This is a genomic window from Robiginitalea aurantiaca, assembly GCF_030380815.1.
Lineage (GTDB): Bacteria > Bacteroidota > Bacteroidia > Flavobacteriales > Flavobacteriaceae > Robiginitalea > Robiginitalea aurantiaca.
The window spans coordinates 320,578-344,076 of the sequence record NZ_JAUDUY010000003.1 but is presented as its reverse complement, the minus strand read 5'-3'; the positions used below and the strand labels follow the sequence as shown (position 1 = coordinate 344,076).

Sequence of the window (23,499 nt, the reverse complement as noted above, 5' to 3'; positions counted from 1 at the left end):
GGAGTTTATGATTCCAGGGTTTCCATCAAATCCTGATAGGTATACGTGCGCTGCTCTTCCGCATCCCTGCTGTATAGAATATCGGCCCTTATGGCCTTCAATCCGGAAACACCCTGAACACTTTCCAGGTCTACAATTTCAATGGCGTCCGTAAAGTAGCCTTTGGACCTCAAAAATGAGATGTATCCGAGGTATTCCAATTCGTCACTCTTCTGAGAATAGACAATCACCATCTTGCCGGGCTGTGTGAGTCGCTCCCTTTTTCCCTTGATATAAGCTTTATCAATGCGTTTTTTGATGATTTCATACCGCGCATTATATGTGCCATCTACATCGAAGCGCTTCTCATCCATTCTGAACCGAATGGTGATCTCTGTATTGTGCACCATGATGAGTGAGGCAACATCCAGGGATATCGGAAGTGTGGGCTTAATCCTGTAATGGGCATTCTCCATTTCACACATCACCTGCAGTTGCCAAAGCCTGAGATTTTGCAAATACAAATGGTCAAAAGTACGGTCCTGTACGATTGAGGTTCCGATATACATATTGTGTTCCACCCCATCGGTTTGATACCGTTCATAATAGTGCGGAAACATTTTCTGAGCCTCTTCCTGACGCTGGTCCAGGTGTCGTGTCAGGGATTGGTTGATCTGCCGTACGCTGATGTCGTAATTCTTTCTATGATCATAGTAGGCCTGCATTTCGGAGTCTATCCCTTCCTCATAAAACTTTACCAGATCCCTGAGATCCTTATCCAGGGTCTTAACATGCCTGAAAACCGGAATGATCTCCTCCCTGACAAAATTGAATATGCTCTGTTCTGCATTATTGAGCAGAAGTTCATTAATCTCAGTCATATGTTCGTTTACCCTGAAGATCAACTCCTCGTAAATGGGTAACCCGAAGTCATCAAGCAAACGTTGGAGAATGGAGCGTATCGCTGATAACTGAATAAGCAGGTCCTTCTGAACAGCGCTATTTCTGGCCTCGGAGGATCCCTTAATATCGACCTGTCCGAAAAGGGGGTGTACATCGCGAAAGGATATTTCCTTGAAATTTGGCCGTTTGCCTTCTTCATCAGATCTTATGAAGCGCCTGGCCTCTTCCTTGAATCTCCAAAGGACTGAATCGTGAATGGTTGTACACTCATGCTGGATTACCGCATCAATCAAATTGGCTTCCTCTGTTTTTGTACGGGATATAGTCGCGGCTAAATAGGGCATGACATCGTCCAATTTGGTCGCATTTACCCCGTTGAGTACATTCGCTCTGGCAGATACGAGTTCCAGAACACCCAGTAATTCACCCTGATCGGTTATAGGAGCAAAAATGGCGCTTTCGATCCCCTGCTTCAAAAGTCCCTTGTACAAGGCATTCCCTTTTGAGTTTTCAAGAAATTTAGCAACATCCGGCACTACGTGATACGAATGCTGTTCGATAAGTTTTTCGTAGGATCCGATACAAAGCGCCTTTTTACATTCCTTGGCACTCTGATCCTTCAGGATAAAGCTTTTAACGCGATTCCCCTCTACTTTTTCAAAAGCGTTCCTGTACTCGCTATAGGTAATAAACCCGATTTTCAGATCTTGTAAATCAAAAAATGAGCGGAATGTGTCTTCAAGACCATCAATAAAATTTTCCGTGCGCCTATCCATCCGGCCAATCAGGCTGGACTTGATAGCAGAGATGGCGTATTCACTGGTCGCATTAAACAGATTTGCAATAACAAACCCCTTTGAAACAAAACTGTTAGGGGGAATCTTGCTTTTCCAAAATTCCACGTCATGCGGCCTGGCCAACAGTTCATCTACATCCTTCTGCGTAATTTCAGGAGCGCCTTTTTGAGGAATGATTTCCATAAAATCCGCGTTGTACATCACCCGATAATAATGCATCACTCCTTCTGCACTGGGGATTTGAAAGGTGTAGGGCCTAGTGAAATCCAAATGATATCCAAAGTAAAAATTTAATATTACCGTGCAGGCCATGATGTAATCAAAGTCCTCATCCCCATTCTGTAAGATCGGCTCGTACCCCGGCCCAGCAGCCTCCAATATTTTTTTGAGACGACGGGATGGGTTAAAAAGGACATTGACATAAGGGAGGGAAACCGCCTTGATTTCGTTGTCGCTCAACACTCCTGAAAATGCATCGGTAAGGAGTATTTGCAGCACCTCCCGATGTTTTTCCAGTGTGGCAACATCGGTAAAACCCTCGCGTAATTCAGGATACGGTTTTTGCGCTTCCAGAATCCGCGCCGCCTTATTGCGCTCGAATTTGTTCCCGGATTTTGCGAGTTCTTCATAATACCTGACAAACTTGTCAAAGCTGATCAGTATCTTAAAGGGTAGTTGTTGTTCCATACCTGAACCAAAAGGAGTCTTGTATGTTAGTCTCCCATGTGGATACAAAATTACAAAAGTTTTATTATCAATGTGTTACTATTCCTACATATCGGATAAATGGCCACGTCAAAACTGGAAATTCCACTCATTTACTGCAGCCTCATTGCAGCCCTAATTCCCTTATGGTATCCCTTAGGTAGTTGGCCTCTGACTGAGATTTCCGGCTTCTCCTACTGAACCTGGTCTTGGGGTTGGGTCGCGAATCCCGGACTCAGGGCTTTTTCCTATATTTACTCAAAAGGCTTTACAATTAATGACTCAAAGGGTTTGAAATCCGCTTAGCCGCCTCAGGTCTCCTGTTTGATTTCTTCCCTCTTATAACCCTAACATTCCCTTCTATCCACTTATGGGATCTGCTAAACGTCTGGACAGGGCTTATACCCAAGCAACGCGAATTCCCTTTAACGACGATTCCAAGTTTATCTTTTTCAGTGATTGTCACCGGGGTGATAACAGTTTCGCGGACGAATTCGCCAACAACCGCAACATCTATTTCCATGCCCTTAAGCAGTATTACCACAACGGTTTTCACTATATCGAACTGGGTGACGGAGATGAATTGTGGGAAAACATTAAGTTCGAATCTATTTTTGAGGCCCATAAAAACGTATATCAGCTTCTGAAGTTGTTTCATCTCGATAATCGACTTCACTTGATTTGGGGGAATCACGACATGGTATACAAGGACCCAGAGGTAGTGAAGGAAAATCTCCACACCTACTTTGAACCCATAGACGGAAAGGAAAAAGCCCTGTTCGACGGCCTGACCTACCATGAAGGGCTAATCCTGGAACACGAGGGTACGGGTCAGGAAATTTTTCTGTGCCACGGGCACCAGGCGGACTGGTGGAACTATACCTTCTGGCGGTGGAGCCGGTTTATGGTTCGAATTCTATGGAAACCGTTGCAAGTCTGGGGTATAGCAGACCCCACCTCTCCCGCAAAAAATTATAAAGAGCTCATTCGGATCGAGAAACGCTTAAAGAAATGGATTCTGAGCCGCAATCTGACAATGACCATTGTGGGACATACCCACCGACCCAGGTTTCCGGAACCCGGTGAAATCCCTTTGTTTAATGATGGGAGTTGTGTACACCCCAGGAGCATCACTGGTATTGAAATAGAGAAGGGTCAGATCACGCTGATCAAATGGCTCATTTCCACCTCGGATGAAGGAAACCTCCGGGTTGTCAGACTGGTCCTTGAAGGGCCCCAATACCTGAAGGACTACTCCATTACCTAATACTTTATGGCATCACTGGAAGACCTCATAGCTCAAATTCCGATCGGGTATTTAAAACAAAATTTCCGATGCAAAAATTAAGACGTTACGATTTAGACTGGTTACGTGTAGGTGTGTTTGCCCTTTTGATCTTCTACCATGTTGGGATGTTCTTCGTCCCCTGGGGCTGGCATCTTAAAAACAATGTCATCTATCCGGAATTGCGATGGCCCATGCTCTTTGTGAATCAATGGCGTTTGCCCATCCTTTTTCTGATTTCGGGCATGGGTACGTATTACGCATATTCTTTTCGTTCGCCCGCACAGTACTCCTGGGAACGTTTACGCCGCCTTGGTATCCCGCTGATTTTCGGGATGCTCCTTATCGTTCCACCACAGGTGTATTTAGAACGCCTGGCAAACGGGGAATTTCATGGCTCCTATTGGAGTTACTTTCCTTCTGAAGCCTTTAGCGGAATCTACCCGGAGGGAAATTTGAGCTGGCACCACCTCTGGTTTCTGCCCTATTTACTGGTTTATTCCCTGGTGATGGCCTGGCCCTTCCGCCGGATCATTGACCGACCTGGAAAAGGGGTTTCCTGGGTCCGGGCCAAATTAAAAAGCCCATGGGGCTGGATCGTGTTTATTTTGCCCCTCTACCTTATGGAGGCCCTGCTTGAGCCCTTCTTTAATGTGACCCATGCGCTGGTAGGCGACTGGTTTGCATTACTGAATTTCGGGACGCTCTTTGTCTACGGGTTCTTGCTATTGGCAAGTGGTGAGGATTTTTGGGACAATGTTACCCGATATCGCAGAAGAAACCTGATGCTCGGGATTGGCAGTTTTCTTGTTTTGGCTGTGATCTGGCAATTCGAAGATAGCTCCTTGCGCCATTTCACGGAGGCCGGTTTTAAAGTCTTCAACCTCTGGACCTGGATTTTCGTGCTCTTCGGGTATAGTGCCGTTTACCTGAACAAACCCAGTAAATGGCTTAGGTATTTCAATCGGGCCGTATACCCTTTTTATATCCTTCATCAGACCCTGACACTGATTATCGCATATTTCATTATGGATCTCAACTGGGGATTCTGGCCTAAAGCCTTCATGCTTACTTTCGGGACTTTCGGGGGGTGTTACCTCCTCTACCAGCTGGTTATTCTTCCTCTTCCATGGTTACATCCTTTTTTTGGGCTGAAAAAGACAGTCAGGGACAAAACAGAAAGGATGCCTTATTCCCCTTAGCCCAATTGGAACTAGAATAGGGAAAAATGTATCTTTAAACCGAAACCAACCTGATCCTGTGCAATGCCTTTGTTAATTGTTATCCTGGGGATTCTCCTGTTATTCCTGCTGATCGCACGTTTTAAACTCAATGCGTTTATTGCCTTTATTATCGTATCTCTGGCCGTAGGCCTTGCTGAAGGCATGGATCTTGAAACCCTGGTGGCGGCTATCGAAGACGGGATTGGCAATACGCTGGGGTTCCTGCTGATCATATTGGGCCTTGGCGCCATGCTGGGCAAACTGGTAGCAGATAGTGGAGCAGCCCAGAGAATTACTTCCCAGCTGGTCTCCCGATTCGGAAAAAAGAATGTACAATGGGCTGTAGTACTTACAGGCTTTATTGTGGGTATTCCGATGTTTTACACGGTAGGCTTCGTCATTCTTGTGCCATTGGTGTTCACAGTGGCAGCAGCCACCGGGTTGCCCCTGCTCTATGTCGGCATGCCCATGCTCGCCTCCCTCTCGGTTACACACGGATATCTCCCGCCTCATCCTGCACCCACGGCCATATCTGAGATTTTTCAGGCAGATCTGGGAAAAACCCTTTTGTACGGCATTCTTATCGCCATTCCCGCCATCGCGGTAGCCGGACCCTTTTTGTCGCGGTTTTTTACCAAAATTCCAGCGAGCCCGCTTAAGGAATTTGTAAACCCCAAAATACTTTCAGAAGAGGAAATGCCGGGGATTTGGGTAAGTATTCTCACGGCCTTGCTCCCTGTTGTATTGATCGGAATGGCGGCACTTTCAGGATTTTTTCTTCCGGAAACCCTCTGGATTTCCAAAGCGATTCAATTTCTTGGCAATCCGGTGATCGCCATGTTGCTATCTGTCCTTGTGGCTATTTATACCCTCGGACTGGCCCGTGGCAGGACGATGAAGGAAGTGATGACATCGGCAGGGGATTCGGTTTCAGGGATCACCATGGTCCTCCTGATTATAGCCGGGGCGGGAGCCCTCAAAGAAGTACTTATCCAAAGTGGTGTAAGTCAGTACATTGGAGCCTTATTATCCCAGTCCAGTGTATCACCCCTTATCCTGGCCTGGGGAATCGCAACGGTAATCCGGGTGTGCGTAGGTTCTGCGACGGTAGCAGGACTTACCGCAGCAGGGATTGTACTTCCGCTGATCGGCACTTCAGGAGTCGCCCCTGAACTCATGGTCCTGGCCATTGGTTCCGGCAGCCTGATGCTTTCCCATGTCAACGACAGCGGATTCTGGCTCTTTAAAGAGTACTTCAACCTTTCGGTAGCGGATACACTCCGCACATGGACCGTAATGGAAACCACGGTTGGCATTATGGGACTTATAGGGGTACTGATACTCGACGCTTTCTTATAAAACAAATTCATATGGAACACACAACACCCGAAAAACGCTTACAAGCCTTAGGTCTGAAGCTGCCACCAGCACCACCTCCGGCCGGATTGTACAAACCCATTCGCGTAACGGACGGCTACCTGTATGTATCAGGGCAAGCGCCAATGAAGGCAGACGGCTCGTACATCTGTGGACGCGCCGGTATCGACATTGACCGGGAGGCGGCAAAGGCAGCTGCCCGTCAGGTTGGGCTTACAATGCTGTCAACCATACGAACCCATTTCGGGCCTCTGGACACCCTGGATTACCTTGTCAAGTCTCTCGGGATGGTCAACGGCAGTCCCGATTTTCACGACTATCCCTATGTAATTAATGGTTACAGCGAATTGATGGCAGAGGTGTTTGGACCTGAAAAAGGGGTTGGGGCCCGATCTGCGGTAGGGATGTTTCTGCCCGGGAATGTAGCCGTGGAAATTGAAGCGATTTTTAAACTGCACAGCAACTAATCCAATGCTTTAAAATGGACCCGGAAACTCAGAATTCATGGTATGCCCTTAAGGATACGGAGCAGATAGACTCTCCGGCCCTGTTGATCTACCCGGAGCGTATCGCATATAATATTGGGCAAATGCTCAAAATTGCAGGGAGTCCCGATCGCCTGAGACCGCATATTAAAACCCATAAAATGGCTGAGATTATAGGGCTGCAGCAGGAGGTGGGAATCCGAAAATTTAAATGTGCCACCCTTGCGGAGGCTGAATTGCTGGCCCGGTGTAAGGCCGGGGACGTCCTGGTAGCGTACCCCCTGATCGGACCGGGTATTCGCCGCATGGCAAGACTGCAAAAGAAATATCCGCACACCCGATTTTCATGCCTTGTCGATAATCTGAATGCCCTGAATGCCCTTGAAAAAACTTGCGAAGCGGAAGGCGTTCGACTCGGTGTTTTTATTGACTTGAATGTTGGCATGAACCGGACAGGGATCTCCCCGGGCCCCCGGGCAGCCGAACTCTACAGGAGCATGTCTTCAGCAAGCCACCTGGATTGTCGTGGGATTCACCTTTACGACGGACATTTGAGAAACCCTGACAGGGCGGTAAGGGAAAAAGATTGCGACACCGCTTTTAAAAGCGTAGAAACTTTTAGGGAAACCCTGAGGAAGGAGGGTTTAAATGTACCCGTGATCATTGCCGGGGGATCTCCAACCTTCCCGATCCACGCCAAAAGGGAGGGCGTGGAACTGAGCCCTGGGACAACACTGCTATGGGATGCCCGCTACGGAGCCCAATTTCCTGTAATGCCTTTTCTGCCTGCCGCTGTGGTATTGTGCCGATTGATCAGCAAACCGGCCCAGGGAATTTTCTGCCTCGATCTCGGGCATAAAGCTGTGGCCGCAGAAATGGATTTTCCGCGGATTTATCTTCCCCAATTACCGGAAAACAAACAAATAAGCCAGAGTGAAGAACACTTGGTGATTGAGAGTGAAATAGCTGACACCCTGCCCGTTGGAATGGTATTCTATGCAATCCCCATGCACATCTGCCCAACGGTAATTAAATACCCAAAAGCACTCACTGTAGAGCAGGGCGTCGTTACAGGGAGTTGGAAAATAGCTGCAAGAGACTATCACTTGCAGGATTAAAGCCGCGCATTTTAACGAATTTACAACTTTGTTTGGCAGGGTATTTGTTAATTTTACCCTGTAAATCGGTTGTATGCGATTCCTATATGCCTTTATCGCGCTATGTTGTTTTGCCGGACCCTTATCCGCACAGACCGATATACCCAATAGTCGGAAACTCAGAATTGAGGCAAATCCCGATAAAGGAGTTACCCCCAGTACCTCAAGTGGCCTAGGGCTCTCGACCCCTTCTACCTTCGGTAAAACCCCGAATCTCAACCTCAACGATGATCTATATAAAAGGCCTGTTAAAATGCAACCCGATACAGAGTTAAAGCAGGCAGGCCATAATTTGATCCTCAAACCAAATATCTCAGAAAGGCAGCAGGGTAAATCTGAGCACTTTGGGGATATGTACCTGGGGGATGTAAAAACAGCCTCCAAGTTTATCGGGGTTGTCTGCCGCGATCACGAATATGTGGATGGAGACCGGGTTAGGATCTATGCCAATGGCATGGTCGTTGAACCCAATGTGCTGTTAACAGGGGCCTTCAAAGGAATCAATGTTGAACTGGACGAAGGATTCAACCGCCTTGAATTCGAAGCGCTGAACCAGGGGTCCTCCGGGCCGAATACGGCTCAGATTGATGTCTACAACGAAAATGGCAAGTTGATGTTCTCCAATAAATGGCTCCTTTCCACAGGTTCCAAGGCTTCCCTTATCGTGGTAAAAGAGGCTCAATAAAGCCCAGTTCCTACTTTCTCTTGCCCGGTTGATATTCCTCCTGCGCTCTGGAGCGCACATCTGCTTCGTAAAAGGGGACATCCTTAAACTTTGCCTTGGCATATCGCTCCGACTGGTCATCGAAATGGGGCGATTCGGGATCACCACTCTGGCCTCCTGCCAAAATAGATTTGGCGCGTACCTTCTCTCCGAATTCCACGACTGCTACAAAACTGTTACCCCGGGTTCCATAAATGCGTTTGGTGTTGTTGTTGTATCTCGCACCATATGCGGCAAGGGCTCCCCAACGTCCGGAAGCAAACCCTATGGGTATGCTCGGTTTGGAATCGTCAAAGGGCTGTCGGATGTCGCCATTGATTCGCTGGTACCGATTGACCTCTCCCCAGGGTGTTGACCACTGGCCAAAGTCCCTGGTCAGGGTTTCCAGTACCTCCCTAAAGGCAGATAGCCGCTCAGCATCCGGGGATTCAGAACCCAGGTACTGCATTAACTCCATATCGCTCAAGCCAGGCGGGCGATTGTCTGTACGCCCATACGAGGTGCCATAAAAATGCGCCAGGGTCATTGCCACGGAACCTTCAGAAGTCCTGAAATTCCACTGCCGTAAGGTGTCGATAGCCGCCTCTAGCCCGGGCTCCGGGTTCTGCTGCCTGTCGTAGGCCTCTATAAGGCCGGGGATCAGGGCTTCAAAAGCAGGGAGGCGCGGGTCGTATGCCAGATCGATTAATTTATCGAGGGTAAGATCCGAAGCTTCCTTTAAAAGGTCAATAGCGTGAACTCCCCTGAAATTTTCGCGATCGGCAGACATATAATTCGGATACGCACCCCGCTTCGGGCTATGCTCCAGGGCCGAGGTATAGGGTGTGGAATTGCAATTCTGAATCCAGCCATTGGATGGGTTAAATACCAAGATACTCTCATCCACTGAATGCAAGCCCTGCCAGTCTGTAGCCGGGTTGCTGCCATCCACAGGAAGCCTATAGTTAATAGATGGGTCCCGCCTTGGGATAAAATTCCCATGGAAGTATGCGATGTTACCGTCTGCATCGGCGTACACCGTATTATTCGATGAGTTTGTACGAATATCCATCATCTGCCTGAATCCGGCATATGAATCCTGTTTGGTTCGGATAAATGACTGCTCCAGCGCCCGTGCCGGATCCCACATCATGGCCGTGGCCACAGGTTTGCCATCGAATTGATGCGTAATCGGTCCGTGATGGGTGTGGTAAGCCGGGAACGTCCGCTGGAGCAAACCATCACCGGATGTGTACGAAAGTGTAATCTCTGAAGTGCGGACAGGCCTGAGTTCCTCCCCGTACTGGTAAAGGGGCGCACCTTCAACTTCGGTAATCGTCTCGACAAATTCATCCAAAACATCTGTATAGGTGGAGGTATGCATCCAGCCCGTTTTCTCATTGAATCCCTGATAGATAAAAAACTGTCCCCAGGTAACTGCCCCGTAGGCATTGAGGCCTTCTTCACTCACCATATGAACCTCCCCTCTGAAATAGAAAGAGGTGTGCGGGTTAATCAGGAGCATGGCGTTACCCGATTCCGTCAGGGAACCGTCTATGGCGATACCATTAGATCCCTGGGGTTCCAGTTCAGCCTCCCTTTTTTCTATTTCCAAGGATTCGGCCTCCGGGAAGGAAATGCCTTCTTCGTAGTACGCCTGCAGTTTTCGGGTACTGATCCGCTCGATATCCCCGCCAATAGACCCTTCACTGAAATACATAGGCATCCAGGGTTCAAAACGCGTAAGGAGTTTGGGGGTGACTTCGGGATGGGTATGGAGGTAGTAATTAATCCCGTCTGCAAAGGCATCGCACAACTCCTTTAACCAGTCCGGACTGTTTTCATAGGCGGCAATGGCCGCTTCCTTTGACATAAAAAGCCGGGCTCTGAGGTCGCTGTATAGAGCCTCCTCACCCTCAATTTCAGCCAGGCGCCCAATGGCCCAGATATAGTTCTGTTCCACCCGGTTAAAATCGTCTTCACACTGTGCATACAGCAAGCCAAATACCGCATCGGCATCGGTTTTACCGTATACATGTGGGACGCCAAAATCGTCCCGGATAATCGTCACGCGGGCTGCTTGTTCTTCCCAGGATTGAACCTCAGGGTCCACAGGGGCATCACCACATGCTAACACAAGTGTCAGGAATACAATAAAATAACATGTTTTCATCAGGAAGGTCAGTTTTGCGGAGGAAGATACCCAAAAAACCTAAAAGAACCCCCTATTAACTCTCTGGAGCAAGCGCCACGCTCAGGCCTTCCAATTCGGGTTTGAGAGCAATCTGGCAACCCAAACGGCTGTTTTCCTTAACGTAAAACGCTTCGGAAAGCATGGCCTCTTCTTCGTCAGATTTTTCAGGAAGGGCGTGCCCGGTTAACACATAGCACTGACAGGAAGCGCACATGGCCATGCCCCCGCAAACCCCGATGGTTCCCTCGGGTGCCAGTTCGTAGGCGCGCACGAGCTCCATCAGGTTCATATTCATATCTGTGGGAGCCTCAACGGCGTGCACGACACCTTCCCGATCTGTTATGCTTATCTGAATATCACTCATGACACTAGGCGCATTTGATTAATCGATTGCCTTTACCACTGCTTTGGGAGCCTCCTTCTTACTACCGTCAAATCCGGTTACGCCCCCAACCGTGGTGTATTTCATCACGTAACGCTTCTCCGGGTGAATCCGCTGGTAGGCACTTTGGCACATTAAGGTCGCCTCATGGAATCCGCAAAGGATGAGTTTAAGCTTTCCGGGATAGGTATTGACATCCCCAATGGCATAAATACCGGGTATGTTCGTTTGGTAGTCCAGGGTGTTATCCACCTTAATCGCATTCTTTTCAATTTCAAGACCCCAGTTTGAGATTGGCCCGAGTTTGGGAGACAAACCGAATAATGGAATAAACGCATCCAGCTCCACGAGAATATCCTCTTCGGGATCCGAATTCCGGCGGACCAGCACGCTTTCGAGTTTATCTTTTCCCGCTACCTGCACAACCTCCGCAGGTGTTATCAGTCGGATTTTACCCAGGTTTTTTAGTTCCTGTACCTTCTCGACCGAGTCCAGGGCACCCCTGAATTCATTCCGTCGGTGCACCAGGGTAACTTCACGTGCCACCCCGGCCAGGAATATACTCCAGTCCAGGGCAGAGTCACCCCCACCTGCGATCAGCACCCGCTTATCGCGATAGATCTCCGGATCCCTGATCATGTAAGCCACGCCCTTATCTTCATACCCCTCAAGTCCTTCCAGAAGGGGTTTCCGGGGTTCGAAGCTTCCGAGTCCGCCTGCAATGGCTACCACGGGAGCATGGTGCTGTATTCCCTCATTGGTCGTGACCACAAAAGTTCCATCTTCCAGTTTTTCAATGGTCTCAGCGCGTTGACCCAGCGTAAAACCAGGCTGGAAAGGCTTTATTTGCTCCATCAGGTTGGCTACCAGCTCTCCTGCCATCACTTCAGGAAACCCGGGAATATCGTAAATGGGTTTTTTGGGATAAATCTCCGCCAGCTGTCCTCCTGCCTGGGGCAAAGCATCGATCAGGTGGCACTTTAACTGTAAAAGCCCGGCTTCAAAAACAGCAAAAAGCCCTGTAGGGCCAGCTCCAATTATGAGTATGTCTGTCTTAATCATTCATAGAAACTTAGAAATTCCTTCCTGTAGAATCTGGCAATGCTTCGGTGTTAAACAGCGAGATTTACCACCTCTTCTATCTGGGGGGCGTGCTTCTTTATGGTCATCTCGACCCCGCTTTTCAGGGTCATTTGGTTTACTGAACATCCAACGCAGTTCCCCTCCAAACGAACTTTGACAAGCCTGTCATCCTCTATATCCACAAGGGTGATGTCTCCACCGTCGTTTTGGAGAAAGGGCCGAATTTCCTCCAGCGCATCTTCTACTTTTTGCTTCAATTCTTCAGAAGTCATACTCATTTCTTTTTAACGGCTTCACAACCCGCCATGGTGGTTATTTTAATCGCTTCCGTGGGAGGAAGGTTGGTGTTTCTCAAAACGAGCTGACTTACCATGTTTTTTGTGGCTTCCTCAAATGCCAGAGATGACAGCGAATCTTTCTGCATGGCTGCAGGTCTGCCCACATCCGCGGCTTCCCTAATCCCCTGCACCAGTGGAATCTCACCCATAAATGGGATCTCCATATCTGCAGCCAGATTTCGGGCTCCGTGCTGACCAAAGATATAATATTTGTGATCCGGTAACTCCTCGGGGGTGAAATAGGCCATATTTTCAAGAATACCCAAAACCGGTACACTGATCGCTTCCTGTTGGAACATCGCTACTCCTTTCCGGGCATCGGCCAAAGCGATCTGCTGGGGCGTGCTAACGACCACGGCACCCGTAACGGGGAGTGCCTGCATAATACTCAGATGAATGTCCCCCGTTCCCGGAGGAAGATCCACAAGAAGAAAATCCAGCTGACCCCAATGAGCGTCGAAAATCATTTGGTTCAAAGCCTTTGAAGCCATCGGCCCCCTCCAGATGACGGCCTGGTCGGGTTGGGTAAAGAAGCCTATTGAAAGCATTTTTACTCCGTAGTTTTCCACGGGGCGCATCCGGGACTTACCGTCTATAGATACAGCGATAGGTTTCTCATCCGCCACATCGAACATGATAGGGATGGAAGGGCCATAAATATCGGCGTCCAGAATTCCGACCTCAAACCCCATTTTGGCAAGGGTTACAGCCAGGTTTGCCGTCACTGTAGATTTGCCTACGCCCCCTTTTCCGCTCGCCACGGCAATGATATTCTGTATCCCGGGAATGGCCTTGCCTTTTATCGGGGCCACCCTGGGTTTTGTTGCAGCCTCTACGGTCACATTGACTGTGATCTTGGCTTTCGCATAAACGTGCTTATGAATGGCCTGCAGGATACTGACCTCGCTTTTTTTACGGGCCTGAAGACTTGGGTTTTTAATGGTAATGTCCACAACAACTTCATCCCCGAAGACCTGCACATTACGAACGGCCCCGGTGGCGACCATATTACCACCTTCTCCTGGAACTGTAATCGTTTCAAGGGCCTTATAAATCTCTTTTTTATCGAGCGATACCGCCATAGTCCGAGGCTTTGGAATTATCCTGCAAAGATACGGCTTCGATCTGAATTGTGGAAGAAGGCTTCTGCTTCAAAAACGGTGTCGGGCGACTGAACAAATAGGGGTTAATCACGATTGCCCAGGGCGACTGAAGGATCCCAGAAACGGGTCTTAAAATCCACAACCTGGTCGTCCACGATCTTCACGCCCTCATTTTCCAGTAATTGCTCCATCAATCGGGTACCCGGAAAGTGATGCTTGCCGGTTAAAACCCCATTTCGGTTTACCACCCGATGTGCGGGCACATCTTCCAGATTATGCGCATTATTCATAGCCCAGCCCACCATACGGGCGCTTCCCCCGGTTCCCAGGAAACGGGCTATCGCGCCATAAGAGGTGACCCGGCCATAGGGTACCTGCCTGACCACTGCATAAACCCGCTCGAAAAAACCTTCCTTTTCCATGGCCTTCAGGTATAGTAGATCCGTATAAGTGTAATGACCAGCAGGATGAGCATCAGCAGGCTCAGGATGTAGTTTGAATTCCGGGAAAAAGCATTCTTCCGGGATTCGAGTTTGTTGAAATAGATCGTGTAGAGATAGAGCATGGTAAAAGACCCGCAGCCGGCTGCAAAAATAAATATGGCTATATCCCAGAAAGCAAACTGTATCCAGCCCGAACTGTTCCACATAGCGTTCAGGGCACTGTAGTAGGGGATTGTCAGGAAGTTTAGCGAGGCCAGCAAAAACCCTTTAAAAAAGCTGTTCTTCCGGCTGACCGAGGTCAGGTCTATGGGTTTTTCAGTATTCCTGCGTGCCTTGAAGTAAAAAAACAATGCGAAAAAGGCAAAAACAATCAGAGCTGCCTTCTGCAACCCGACAATAATCTCAGGGTTCCTGTACAGGTACTTGGATATCAGGACACCTACATAGGCCTGTATCATTACTGTTGTAGCGACGCCAAGACTAAAGACTATACCAGCCACTTTTCCTTTCTCAACACTGGTTTTAGCCGCATTCATATTCAGCAATCCCGGGGGTACAGTAGCCATAAAGGCCGCTGAGAACGTTGCAAAAAAGAGGGTGAGCAGGTGGGTCATTCCGGGTTGAATCTAAAGGACAAATAGGTTATCGGCTTGTCCTGTTCCAGGTATTGGCTCTCGTAATAGGTTTGCGTCCTTAAAACTTCTTCAGGCGCGCCTCCATTGTTGTAAATATCGTGATTTGAATAGATCACGGGAATCTCTGAAGCATGAAGTATGCCCAGGGTATACCCGTGCATGAATTCACTATCCGTCTTCAGATGCACAATGCCATCCTTTGCCAGAATGTGTTTGTATTTCTCAATAAACTTCAAATTGGTCATACGGTGTTTGGTGCGCTTGTATTTGATTTGAGGATCGGGAAATGTAATCCAGATCTCACTTACCTCCCCCGGACCGAACAGCAGATCAATCAGTTCAATCTGAGAGCGAAGGAAACAGACATTTGACCGATTGTCTTCCAAAGCCGCTTTAGCTCCGCTCCATATGCGCGCTCCCTTAATATCCACGCCAATGTAGTTCTTGTCCGGATTCTGTTCTGACAGTGCAAGAGTGTATTCCCCCTTACCACAACCAAGTTCCAAAACAATCGGGTTCGCATTGCCAAAAAATGACTCCCAACGGTTTCGAAGTTCAAAGTCTCCCCGGAGAACCTCATCGCGTTCCGGTTGGATCACATTTTTAAAGGATGCATTGTCCCTGAAACGTTTCAGTTTGTTTTTGGAACCCATAACGCCATATAAGTTGTAACTAAAAGCCTACAAAACTACTAAAATAGGTGATCCCGGAACTCAGGTGGCCTCAGTTTCGACTGCCTTTTCAAGCGTAAACGAAAACTCAGACCCCACATCGACCACGCTTTCCACATATATTTTCTCGTTATGGGCCTCGATGATATGCTTTACGATGGCCAGCCCCAGGCCAGATCCTCCTTCCCGTCGACTTCCGCTCTTGTCTACCCTGTAAAACCTTTCAAAAAGCCTGGTAAGGTGCTGTTCCGCGATGCCTTCTCCATTATCGGTAACCCTTACTATCACCTTGTTCTTGATCAGGTTTTCCACACTCACCTCAGTGGTTCCGTCCTCGTGGCCGTACTTAATGGAATTGACAAGTAAATTGGTTAAGACCTGTTGAATTTTCTCCTTATCAGCCCTTACGAGGATCGGTTCGGTATACTCCATATCAAAGACCAGTGAAATTCGCATCTTGGCGGCCTTCATCTCGAGAAGGTCAAAGACATTTTGAATAAGTTCAATGATGTCGAACTCCTCTATTTCCAGATGGAGCTCCCCAATTTCCAACTTTGTAATCAGATCAAGGTCCTTGATAATATATATGAGCCTTTCAACTCCTTTTGCGGCACGTTGTAAATACTTTTTTCGCACCTTCTTATCCTGAAGTGCCCCATCCAGTAGCGTATGGATGTATCCCTGCACCGTAAAAAGCGGTGTCTTGAGTTCGTGAGATACATTACCCAGAAACTCCTTGCGGTATTCCTCACGGATTTTCAGGGTATCAATTTCGATTTTTTTGTCCTTGGCAAACTTTTCGATTTCGGCCGTCAGTGTTTTCATATCCGTTGTAATCGGACCCGAGGTAAAGGAGGTCGTTTCCAAAAGGGATACATCGTCGTAAATCTGTTTAATTCGCCTGTAGATAAACTTCTCGACGCGAACCTGAAGGATTACAAAGCAAATCAGAAAAGTGATAAGCATGCACAGGATGTACCAATGCCAATAAGCCCCCAGAAGGTCCAGAAAATAGAGGATGAGGAAACCGCCCAGAGCCAGGGCCAAGGTTATATAGAGAGATGACCGAAAAGCAAACCGATAGGATTTACGGAGTTGAATGGCCATTATTGAACATACTTATATCCCACGCCTTTTACGGTCTTAAAATGAGATTCCCCTATTTTCTCCCGCAATTTTCGAATGTGAACGTCGATGGTCCGGCCTCCCACCACCACTTCCTGTCCCCAGACTTTATCCAGGATAACTTCCCTTTTGAAGACTTTATCCGGTTTGGATGCCAAAAGGGCGAGCAATTCAAATTCCTTTCTGGGCAGGATGAGTTCCTGTCCGCCATTGATCACTTTATACTCTTCCCTGTTGATCACAAGATCACCCACCTTCAAGACCTCAGTGGACTCCTCTTCTGCTTTCTTCAGTCTTCGCAACAGAGACTTCACCTTGCTGAGAAAAACTTTGGGTTTGATAGGTTTTGTGATATAATCATCAGCACCTGCCTCAAAACCGGCTACCTGGGAGTAATCCTCCCCCCTTGCTGTAAGAAATGCGATAATGGTATCTTCCAAACCCTTCGATTTTCGAATGAGTTCACAAGCTTCAATCCCATCCATTTCAGGCATCATCACATCCAGAATGATGAGATTGGGTGATATTTTCTTCGCCTTTTCAACACCCTCTGCCCCGTTCTTCGCAGTAAACACCTGGTATCCGGCAGCAGATAGATTATAACTCAGGATCTCCAGGATATCGGGCTCGTCATCCACCAGAAGAATTTTGATGTCCTGCTTTTTCATAAAATTGGTGTGTGATTGATTTTCTCAAATTTAACCATATTCATCAGAAGGCCTCATTAGTTTACGCCAAATTAATACTGCTAACCATTTGATAACATCTGATGCGCTTTAAGTAGCAATTGCGGATAGGCGGTATTTCATCGAATTTTACATAAATTTTAGATGACACTGAAAGTGATCAGCAGGCAAAATTCCTATATTTGTTCATTCCCTGTACCAGGTTTTATATGAAGCACCTTTACCTCCTCATTTTTCTATTCACCATCGGGACGTCTTTCGGGCAGCAAACATCCGATAAGGCGGACATTGAGGGCTTCAAAATGTATCCAAATCCCGTTACCTCAGGTACCGTATATATTGTCACAGCCGCCGATATGCCCAAGAAAATCCGGATTTACGATGTCCTCGGCACCCCGGTTCTGGAAACGACGATCATGGGCAGAGAATTAAACCTCAACGGGTTAAAAGCAGGCGTGTACCTGATTCAGGTATATGAAAAGGACAATGTTGCCACTCGCAAACTCGTCGTTAAATAGTCCGTTTTTTACGCTCAACCGCATCGACCATCTGCAAATAATATCGATAATCGGTAAACCGGCCTGAATTCACCTACAAAATTTGCGCATTCGCAACATTTAATTTTCTCAATTTCAGGCCTTAAGTATCTTACTTTTCATTGATCCCAAATCAATTACCGTTAATGAAGCAACTTCTACTCCTGATTTGCTTACTGGTTAGCTTCTCCATTTCAGCCCAGCAGAACCACAATGGTTTTGGAAACGCTGATGCGGAGTTCCGACTGCACCCCAACCCGGTTCGGGACGGGATCGTTTATGTAGAATCCGATCACAGCGGCCCGAAACACATTCGAATTTACGACCTCTTTGGTAAGGTAGTCCTGGAGCGCCGGCTGAAATCGCGTAAGCTGATTTTAACTTCTCTGGTGCCCGGGGTTTACATGGTTCAATTGCGACAGGAAGAACGGATTGCGACAAAAAAACTCGTTATCCGATAAGTGCTTACCCTTCAGTTCCAGATTTACATTTTCCATTTTAGCCTCGATTTTTCTGTATTTTTGCGGTAAGCTTCCCCTATGGATACCCATCGCATTTTCGGGATTCAGTCTGCTGAGGAATTTGAGTCCCTGGCGCTGGAAACTTTTACCATTCAGTATCAGCAGGTACCGGTATACAGGGAGTTTTGTGATCACCTCGGAAAGACGCCTTCCAAAGTAAAATCACTGGGTGAAGTACCCTTTCTCCCCATTGAGTTCTTTAAATCCCATAAGGTCCTCCGGGAGGGTTACACTCCTGAAAAAGTCTTTCAAAGCAGCGGGACTACCGGAAGCAGGCGAAGCAAGCACTATGTGGCAGATTTAGATCTGTACAGGGAAAGTTTTATCCTGGGGTTCAATCACTTTTATGGCGAACCGTCCAAATACTGTATTCTTGCCCTTCTACCCTCATACCAGGAACGGTCAGATGCTTCCCTGATCCATATGGTCTCAGAACTTATAAAGTTGAGTTCTCATGCGCAGAGTGGGTTTTACAAAGTCCCTCAAATACCCGACATCCTCCAGCGTCTTACGCAGACAGATACGCGGGTATTACTGATCGGAGTGAGTTTTGCACTGCTCGATTTGGCGCAAAATACACGGATGCCCTTACCCAATGGGATTGTTATGGAAACCGGGGGCATGAAAGGCAGGCGAAAAGAAATGGTTCGGGAGGAATTGCATCAAATACTCTCCAAGGGGTTTGAGCTTGGGGAGATCCACTCAGAATACGGAATGACAGAATTACTCTCCCAGGCGTATTCTCAGGGCAACGGACGCTTTTATTGCCCGCCATGGATGCGGGTGCAGATTCGGGATACAGAGGATCCGTTAACGCACCTTGCCGATAGGCGCACTGGAGGGGTGGATATTATTGATCTGGCCAATCAGCATTCCTGCGCATTTATCAGTACGCAAGACCTGGGGAAACGACATCCCGACGGGTCTTTTGAAATCCTGGGCCGTTTTGACCATTCGGATATCCGCGGATGCAATCTGATGGCACTCTGATCCAGGGGTTGTGCGATCTTACCCGGAAATCACAGGCAAAATCAAGGTTTCAATACTCTAGTCCACCACTAATATGAAATAGCTTTTCTTTCCCCTTTGGAGCAAAATAAACCGATCCTGAATCAAATCTGAGGTTGTCAGGGTGTACTCCGGTTCCACCCGTGTTTTGTTCACGGAAATGGATTGCTGTTTAAGTTCCCTTCTCGCCTCCCCATTCGATTTTAAAAATCCTGTCCGGGCAGAAAGGGCCGCGACTATGTCCAGACCCGCTTCAATATCCCCTTTTGGGATGCTTGCCTGGGGCACGCCTTCAAAAATCTCCAGAAATAACGCGCTGGATAGCGCCTTTAGAGCCTCTGCTGTGGATTTTCCAAAAAGAATCTCACTTGCGCGTTCCGCATTTTCCAGATCCTCTTTAGAGTGTACGAGAATTGTAAGTTCTTCGGCGAGTTTCCGTTGCAACTGCCTTTTGTGTGGGGCCTCACGGTGCTGAGAAACAAGGGTTTCAATGGCGTCTTTAGAAAGGAACGTAAAAATCTTGATGTACTTCTCCGCATCGTCATCCGAGGTGTTCAACCAATACTGATAGAAGCGGTAGGGTGAGGTTTTATGCGGATCAAGCCAAATGTTACCGCTTTCTGTTTTTCCGAATTTCGTTCCATCTGCCTTAGTGATCAAGGGACAAGTAAGGGCAAAACCCTTTCCGCTTTCTATTCTTCGGATGAGCTCTGTACCTGTAGTTATATTTCCCCACTGGTCACTTCCGCCCATTTGGAGTGTACAGTCATATTTCCGGTACAAATGGAGAAAATCATAGCCCTGAACCAATTGATAGGTAAATTCCGTAAACGACATCCCTTCCTTTGATTCCTCAGAGAGCCTTTTGCGTACCGAATCCTTTGCCATCATATAGTTAACGGTGATGTGCTTTCCCACATCCCGAATAAATTCCAGGAAAGTGAAGTCCTTCATCCAGTCGTAATTATTGACCATCAGAGCCGCATTCTCATCCCCACTATCAAAGTCCAGGAACCGGGCAAGCTGCCCCTTAATGGCTTCCTGGTTCATCCTAAGGGTGGTTTCATCCAGAAGGTTTCGCTCGGTCGATTTTCCGGAAGGATCACCTATCATTCCCGTGGCACCTCCGATCAGGGCAAGGGGCCTGTGTCCTGCCAACTGGAAATGCCGCAGCATCATGACACCAACCAAATGTCCGATATGCAAAGAATCTGCTGTAGGATCAATCCCTACATATGCAGATTGCATTCCGGTTAACAAGTGTTCTTCCGTTCCGGGCATGATGTCGTGCAACATCCCCCTCCATTGCAGTTCCTCAACAAAATTTGAAACCATGTGCTGCCAAAATTTGAGGCAAATATAGTCAAATCAGCCTGTCAGGGAAGCTCAGAAGTCGATGGAATCGGGGAGAAACCCGTATTTTTAGACCATGGTATTTGTTACGGGTGGAACGGGTCTTGTGGGAAGTCATCTGTTGATGAGACTTCTGCAACGCGGGCTAAAGCCAAGAGCCCTGCGACGGCCGGAAAGCGACCTTAAAAAAATCGCAGACCTTTTTGAATTGTACGGTCCGAAAACTACCGCCCTGTTTGAGGACATTGAATGGGTATCGGGTGATCTCAACGACCTGCCATCCCTTGAAATCGCCTTAAAAGGGGTTACAGAAGTATACCATTGTGCGGCCCTGATTTCCTTTAATCCAGGGGATCGGGATGCCTTACGGCGTGTGAACCACGAGGGCACACGAAATATTGTGAATCTTTGCCTGAACCGGGGAATCAAACGTCTTTATTATTGCAGTTCCATCGCTACCATCGGGGGAATCAAGGCCATTAAAACTGAGGAAGATCTTTGGGATCCCACCGACACCAATGTATATGCAACCAGTAAATACCTGGCGGAAATGGAAGTCTGGAGGGGTGGACAGGAGGGTCTGGAAACGGTAATCGTAAATCCGGGGGTAATTTTCGGACCCGGATTCTGGGATAGAGGCAGTGCCAAATTCTTTACTAAAACAGCCCCTGGCTTAAAATACAGCCCTCCCGGCGGAACCGGTTTTATCGGGGTCATGGATGTGGTGCAGGCTTTTGAAACCCTTATAGAAAAGCAGTGTTTTAACCAACGATACATTCTAGTAGCCGAAAATCTGAAGTTCGGGGAAGTGCTTTCCCAAATAGCGGGACACCTGCAAGTTGCACCGCCCGCAAGAATCCTGAAAACGTGGCAATTGGAATGGCTCTGGAGGCTGGATTGGTTTCGGTCAATCCTCAGTGGCGGCCCGAGGAAACTAACCCGGGATACGGCGCGGAGCCTTAAAAGCATTAACACCTACAGCAGTGAAAAAATTATCGGCCATACCGGGTTTCAATTTGAACCCATAGGCGAGGTGCTGAGGGAATGCAGCCTCCATTTCATTAAATGGGACAAGGGAAATCACTCATAGCCATCTGAAAGATCCAGACTGTCACCGTTTTTAGCACCGTTTTCTTTCAAGGCCTCATTCACACTATCCCTCTTACGCCCCAAACGGTCCTCTACAGTCTGATAAATTTCCTCATAAACCACCGGTAATGAAGCATAATACAAATCGCTTTGTGCGAATTGAACGCTATCGACACCATATTTTTCCGAGATAAATCCCATCACTTTGATATCGTGACTTTGCAGGACATGGGGATAACTGTTGTCTATGGCATTGAGCAAGGCGATATCGTAGAGGATATCCACCATTTCATTTTTAGAAATCAGATTCTCGGGTTCCTCCATCAGTTTATTTCCGCAGGAGAATCCCAGTAAACATATTGCGTAAAGTGCCAAACGTCTGATCATCGGTCAAAAGTAAGTCTCATGGCATTTCGCTCCTCTGAAATACGGCCCTTTTCATAGGCAAGATGCCCGTTGACAAAAGTATATAAAACCCTGGAGTGGAACTCCTGACCTTCAAACGGCGACCATCCGCATTTATACAGGATGTTGTCTTTGGCTACGGTCCAGGGCTTCTCTGAAGAGACCACGGCCAAATCCGCATAATACCCTTCTCTCAGATAGCCCCTTCGGTGAAGGTTAAAGAGAATTGCCGGGTTGTGACACATCTTCTCAACGATTTTCTCGACGGAAATCACGCCTTCCCGAAATTTCTCCATAAGGGCAGGCAGGACGTGCTGGACAAGCGGTCCTCCTGAAGGGCATCGGGCGTAGGGCTGTTCTTTTTCCTGTAGTGTATGCGGGGCGTGATCCGTAGCCAGGATGTCAATTCGGTCATCCAGGACGGCTTTCCACAACTGCTCCCGATCCGCCTTGGTTTTAACCGCCGGATTCCATTTGATAAAAGCGCCTTTCTCCGCATAATCCTCATCGGAAAACCAGAGGTGGTGGACACAGGCCTCTGCCGTAATTTTCTTTTCCGACAGCGGGATATCATTTTGGAAAAGCCCTGTTTCCTTTCCTGTAGAAAGGTGAAATACATGTAATCTGGCCCCTGTTTCCCGAGCAAGGGCAATTGCCCGAGAGGAGGAGAGGTAACACGCCGCCTCACTTCGGATGGCCGGATGGAATTTGACGGGGATATCGGCTCCGTACATTTCAGTATAACGGGCCATATTGGCCCGTATGGTCGCCTCGTCTTCACAATGGGCAGAAATCACCATTTCCGTACTTCGGAAAATGCGTTCCAGAACCGTTTCATCGTCAACCAGCATATCGCCGGTCGAGGATCCTAAAAAAAGTTTGATACCCGAACACGCGTTCTTGTCAAGCCGCTTGATGGCTTCCAAATTATCATTGGTTCCCCCGAACAGGAAGGAGTAATTGGCATAGGCAGAACGCGCGCCTAACTCAAATTTTGCCTCTAACTTTTCAAGTGTCGTTGTCTGGGGAACCGTATTGGGCTGCTCCATAAAACTGGTAATACCCCCAGCTACTGCAGCCCTGCTTTCAGAAGCGATATCCCCTTTATGTGTTAATCCGGGCTCCCGAAAATGCACCTGATCATCGATAAGTCCGGGCAGGAGGTAATCCCCTTCCAGGTCAATTACCTGCGCATTGGCGTCCGTAAGTGCAGTGTCAATCCGAGCTATTTGGTCCCCTTCGATCAGCAGGTCTCCTTCGAAAATCTGCCCTTCGTTAACCATGCGGGCATTCTTTAGCAATGTCCTTTTCAT

General features: G+C 47.9%; 24 protein-coding genes. 10 read left to right on the top strand and 14 right to left on the bottom strand.

Annotated features, from left to right (window positions below):
- Positions 1-5 precede the first annotated feature (5 nt).
- Entirely contained in the window at positions 6-2,414 is a 2,409-nt protein-coding gene (locus QU605_RS07980) for a GAF domain-containing protein (protein WP_353655881.1), read from the bottom strand.
- Positions 2,415-2,754: 340 nt separating this feature from the next.
- Here QU605_RS07980 and QU605_RS07975 point away from each other — a divergent pair, with 340 nt between their 5' ends.
- The 6 genes from QU605_RS07975 to QU605_RS07950 all read left to right on the top strand — a co-directional run bounded on the left by QU605_RS07975 (position 2,755) and on the right by QU605_RS07950 (position 8,596).
- Entirely contained in the window at positions 2,755-3,651 is an 897-nt protein-coding gene (locus tag QU605_RS07975) for a metallophosphoesterase (RefSeq protein WP_289724759.1), read from the top strand.
- Between the two features lie 68 nt (positions 3,652-3,719).
- Positions 3,720-4,871, top strand: coding sequence for an acyltransferase family protein (locus QU605_RS07970; protein WP_289724758.1), 1,152 nt, complete (start codon positions 3,720-3,722; stop codon positions 4,869-4,871).
- Between the two features lie 63 nt (positions 4,872-4,934).
- Positions 4,935-6,251, top strand: coding sequence for a gluconate:H+ symporter (locus QU605_RS07965; protein WP_289724757.1), 1,317 nt, complete (start codon positions 4,935-4,937; stop codon positions 6,249-6,251).
- 11 nt (positions 6,252-6,262) lie between these two features.
- The gene (locus tag QU605_RS07960; protein WP_289724756.1) at positions 6,263-6,736 is read left to right on the top strand and encodes a RidA family protein; all 474 of its coding nucleotides are present in this window, start codon (positions 6,263-6,265) and stop codon (positions 6,734-6,736) included.
- Positions 6,737-6,750: 14 nt separating this feature from the next.
- Positions 6,751-7,872, top strand: coding sequence for a D-TA family PLP-dependent enzyme (locus QU605_RS07955; RefSeq protein WP_289724755.1), 1,122 nt, complete (start codon positions 6,751-6,753; stop codon positions 7,870-7,872).
- 73 nt (positions 7,873-7,945) lie between these two features.
- Positions 7,946-8,596, top strand: coding sequence for a hypothetical protein (locus QU605_RS07950; protein ID WP_289724754.1), 651 nt, complete (start codon positions 7,946-7,948; stop codon positions 8,594-8,596).
- Positions 8,597-8,606: 10 nt separating this feature from the next.
- On the opposite strand, the gene QU605_RS07945 is transcribed toward QU605_RS07950, so the two are convergent.
- From QU605_RS07945 to QU605_RS07900, 10 genes are all read right to left on the bottom strand, one after another.
- Positions 8,607-10,787 (bottom strand): acylase, encoded by a 2,181-nt coding sequence (locus QU605_RS07945; RefSeq protein WP_289724753.1) that lies wholly within the window; start codon positions 10,785-10,787, stop codon positions 8,607-8,609.
- A 55-nt stretch (positions 10,788-10,842) separates the two neighbouring features.
- On the bottom strand, positions 10,843-11,172 hold the full coding sequence (locus tag QU605_RS07940) for a 2Fe-2S iron-sulfur cluster-binding protein (RefSeq protein ID WP_289724752.1): 330 nt from the start codon (positions 11,170-11,172) through the stop codon (positions 10,843-10,845).
- An 18-nt stretch (positions 11,173-11,190) separates the two neighbouring features.
- Positions 11,191-12,252, bottom strand: a complete 1,062-nt coding sequence (locus QU605_RS07935; RefSeq protein ID WP_289724751.1) for an NAD(P)/FAD-dependent oxidoreductase — start codon at positions 12,250-12,252, stop codon at positions 11,191-11,193.
- Positions 12,253-12,302: 50 nt separating this feature from the next.
- Positions 12,303-12,545: a NifU family protein gene (locus QU605_RS07930; protein WP_289724750.1), complete on the bottom strand. Its 243-nt coding sequence runs from the start codon at positions 12,543-12,545 to the stop codon at positions 12,303-12,305.
- Between the two features lie 2 nt (positions 12,546-12,547).
- Entirely contained in the window at positions 12,548-13,693 is a 1,146-nt protein-coding gene (locus QU605_RS07925) for an Mrp/NBP35 family ATP-binding protein (RefSeq protein WP_289724749.1), read from the bottom strand.
- Positions 13,694-13,797: 104 nt separating this feature from the next.
- The gene (locus QU605_RS07920; protein WP_289724748.1) at positions 13,798-14,136 is read right to left on the bottom strand and encodes an MGMT family protein; all 339 of its coding nucleotides are present in this window, start codon (positions 14,134-14,136) and stop codon (positions 13,798-13,800) included.
- Positions 14,137-14,141: 5 nt separating this feature from the next.
- Complete coding sequence (locus tag QU605_RS07915; protein WP_289724747.1) at positions 14,142-14,771, bottom strand: LysE family transporter; 630 nt, start codon at positions 14,769-14,771, stop codon at positions 14,142-14,144.
- Positions 14,768-15,445, bottom strand: coding sequence for a tRNA (guanosine(46)-N7)-methyltransferase TrmB (trmB, locus tag QU605_RS07910; RefSeq protein ID WP_289724746.1), 678 nt, complete (start codon positions 15,443-15,445; stop codon positions 14,768-14,770). Before trmB ends, QU605_RS07915 begins: the two co-directional genes overlap by 4 nt.
- A 60-nt stretch (positions 15,446-15,505) precedes the next feature.
- Positions 15,506-16,429 (bottom strand): sensor histidine kinase, encoded by a 924-nt coding sequence (locus QU605_RS07905; RefSeq protein ID WP_434967921.1) that lies wholly within the window; start codon positions 16,427-16,429, stop codon positions 15,506-15,508.
- A 140-nt stretch (positions 16,430-16,569) separates the two neighbouring features.
- Entirely contained in the window at positions 16,570-17,256 is a 687-nt protein-coding gene (locus QU605_RS07900) for a response regulator transcription factor (protein ID WP_289724744.1), read from the bottom strand.
- A gap of 227 nt (positions 17,257-17,483) precedes the next feature.
- Between QU605_RS07900 and QU605_RS07895 the strand changes: the two genes are divergently transcribed.
- From QU605_RS07895 to QU605_RS07885, 3 genes are all read left to right on the top strand, one after another.
- A complete protein-coding gene (locus QU605_RS07895; RefSeq protein WP_289724743.1) occupies positions 17,484-17,792 on the top strand; it encodes a T9SS type A sorting domain-containing protein in 309 nt (102 codons plus the stop codon).
- Between the two features lie 164 nt (positions 17,793-17,956).
- Complete coding sequence (locus tag QU605_RS07890) at positions 17,957-18,271, top strand: T9SS type A sorting domain-containing protein (protein ID WP_289724742.1); 315 nt, start codon at positions 17,957-17,959, stop codon at positions 18,269-18,271.
- A gap of 78 nt (positions 18,272-18,349) precedes the next feature.
- Positions 18,350-19,321, top strand: a complete 972-nt coding sequence (locus QU605_RS07885; RefSeq protein WP_289724741.1) for an acyl-CoA synthetase family protein — start codon at positions 18,350-18,352, stop codon at positions 19,319-19,321.
- 57 nt (positions 19,322-19,378) lie between these two features.
- On the opposite strand, the gene tyrS is transcribed toward QU605_RS07885, so the two are convergent.
- Entirely contained in the window at positions 19,379-20,674 is a 1,296-nt protein-coding gene (tyrS, locus tag QU605_RS07880) for a tyrosine--tRNA ligase (RefSeq protein ID WP_289724740.1), read from the bottom strand.
- Positions 20,675-20,768: 94 nt separating this feature from the next.
- On the opposite strand from tyrS, the gene QU605_RS07875 reads away from it, so the two are divergent.
- On the top strand, positions 20,769-21,782 hold the full coding sequence (locus QU605_RS07875) for an NAD-dependent epimerase/dehydratase family protein (RefSeq protein ID WP_289724739.1): 1,014 nt from the start codon (positions 20,769-20,771) through the stop codon (positions 21,780-21,782).
- On the opposite strand, the gene QU605_RS07870 is transcribed toward QU605_RS07875, so the two are convergent.
- Both QU605_RS07870 and QU605_RS07865 read right to left on the bottom strand, forming a co-directional pair.
- Positions 21,773-22,168 carry a DUF4296 domain-containing protein gene (locus QU605_RS07870; protein WP_289724738.1) on the bottom strand — a complete coding sequence of 132 codons (396 nt, stop codon included), beginning with the start codon at positions 22,166-22,168 and terminating at the stop codon, positions 21,773-21,775. The two genes, QU605_RS07875 and QU605_RS07870, sit on opposite strands and share 10 nt — an antisense overlap.
- Positions 22,165-23,499: a dihydroorotase gene (locus tag QU605_RS07865; protein ID WP_289724737.1), complete on the bottom strand. Its 1,335-nt coding sequence runs from the start codon at positions 23,497-23,499 to the stop codon at positions 22,165-22,167. Before QU605_RS07865 ends, QU605_RS07870 begins: the two co-directional genes overlap by 4 nt.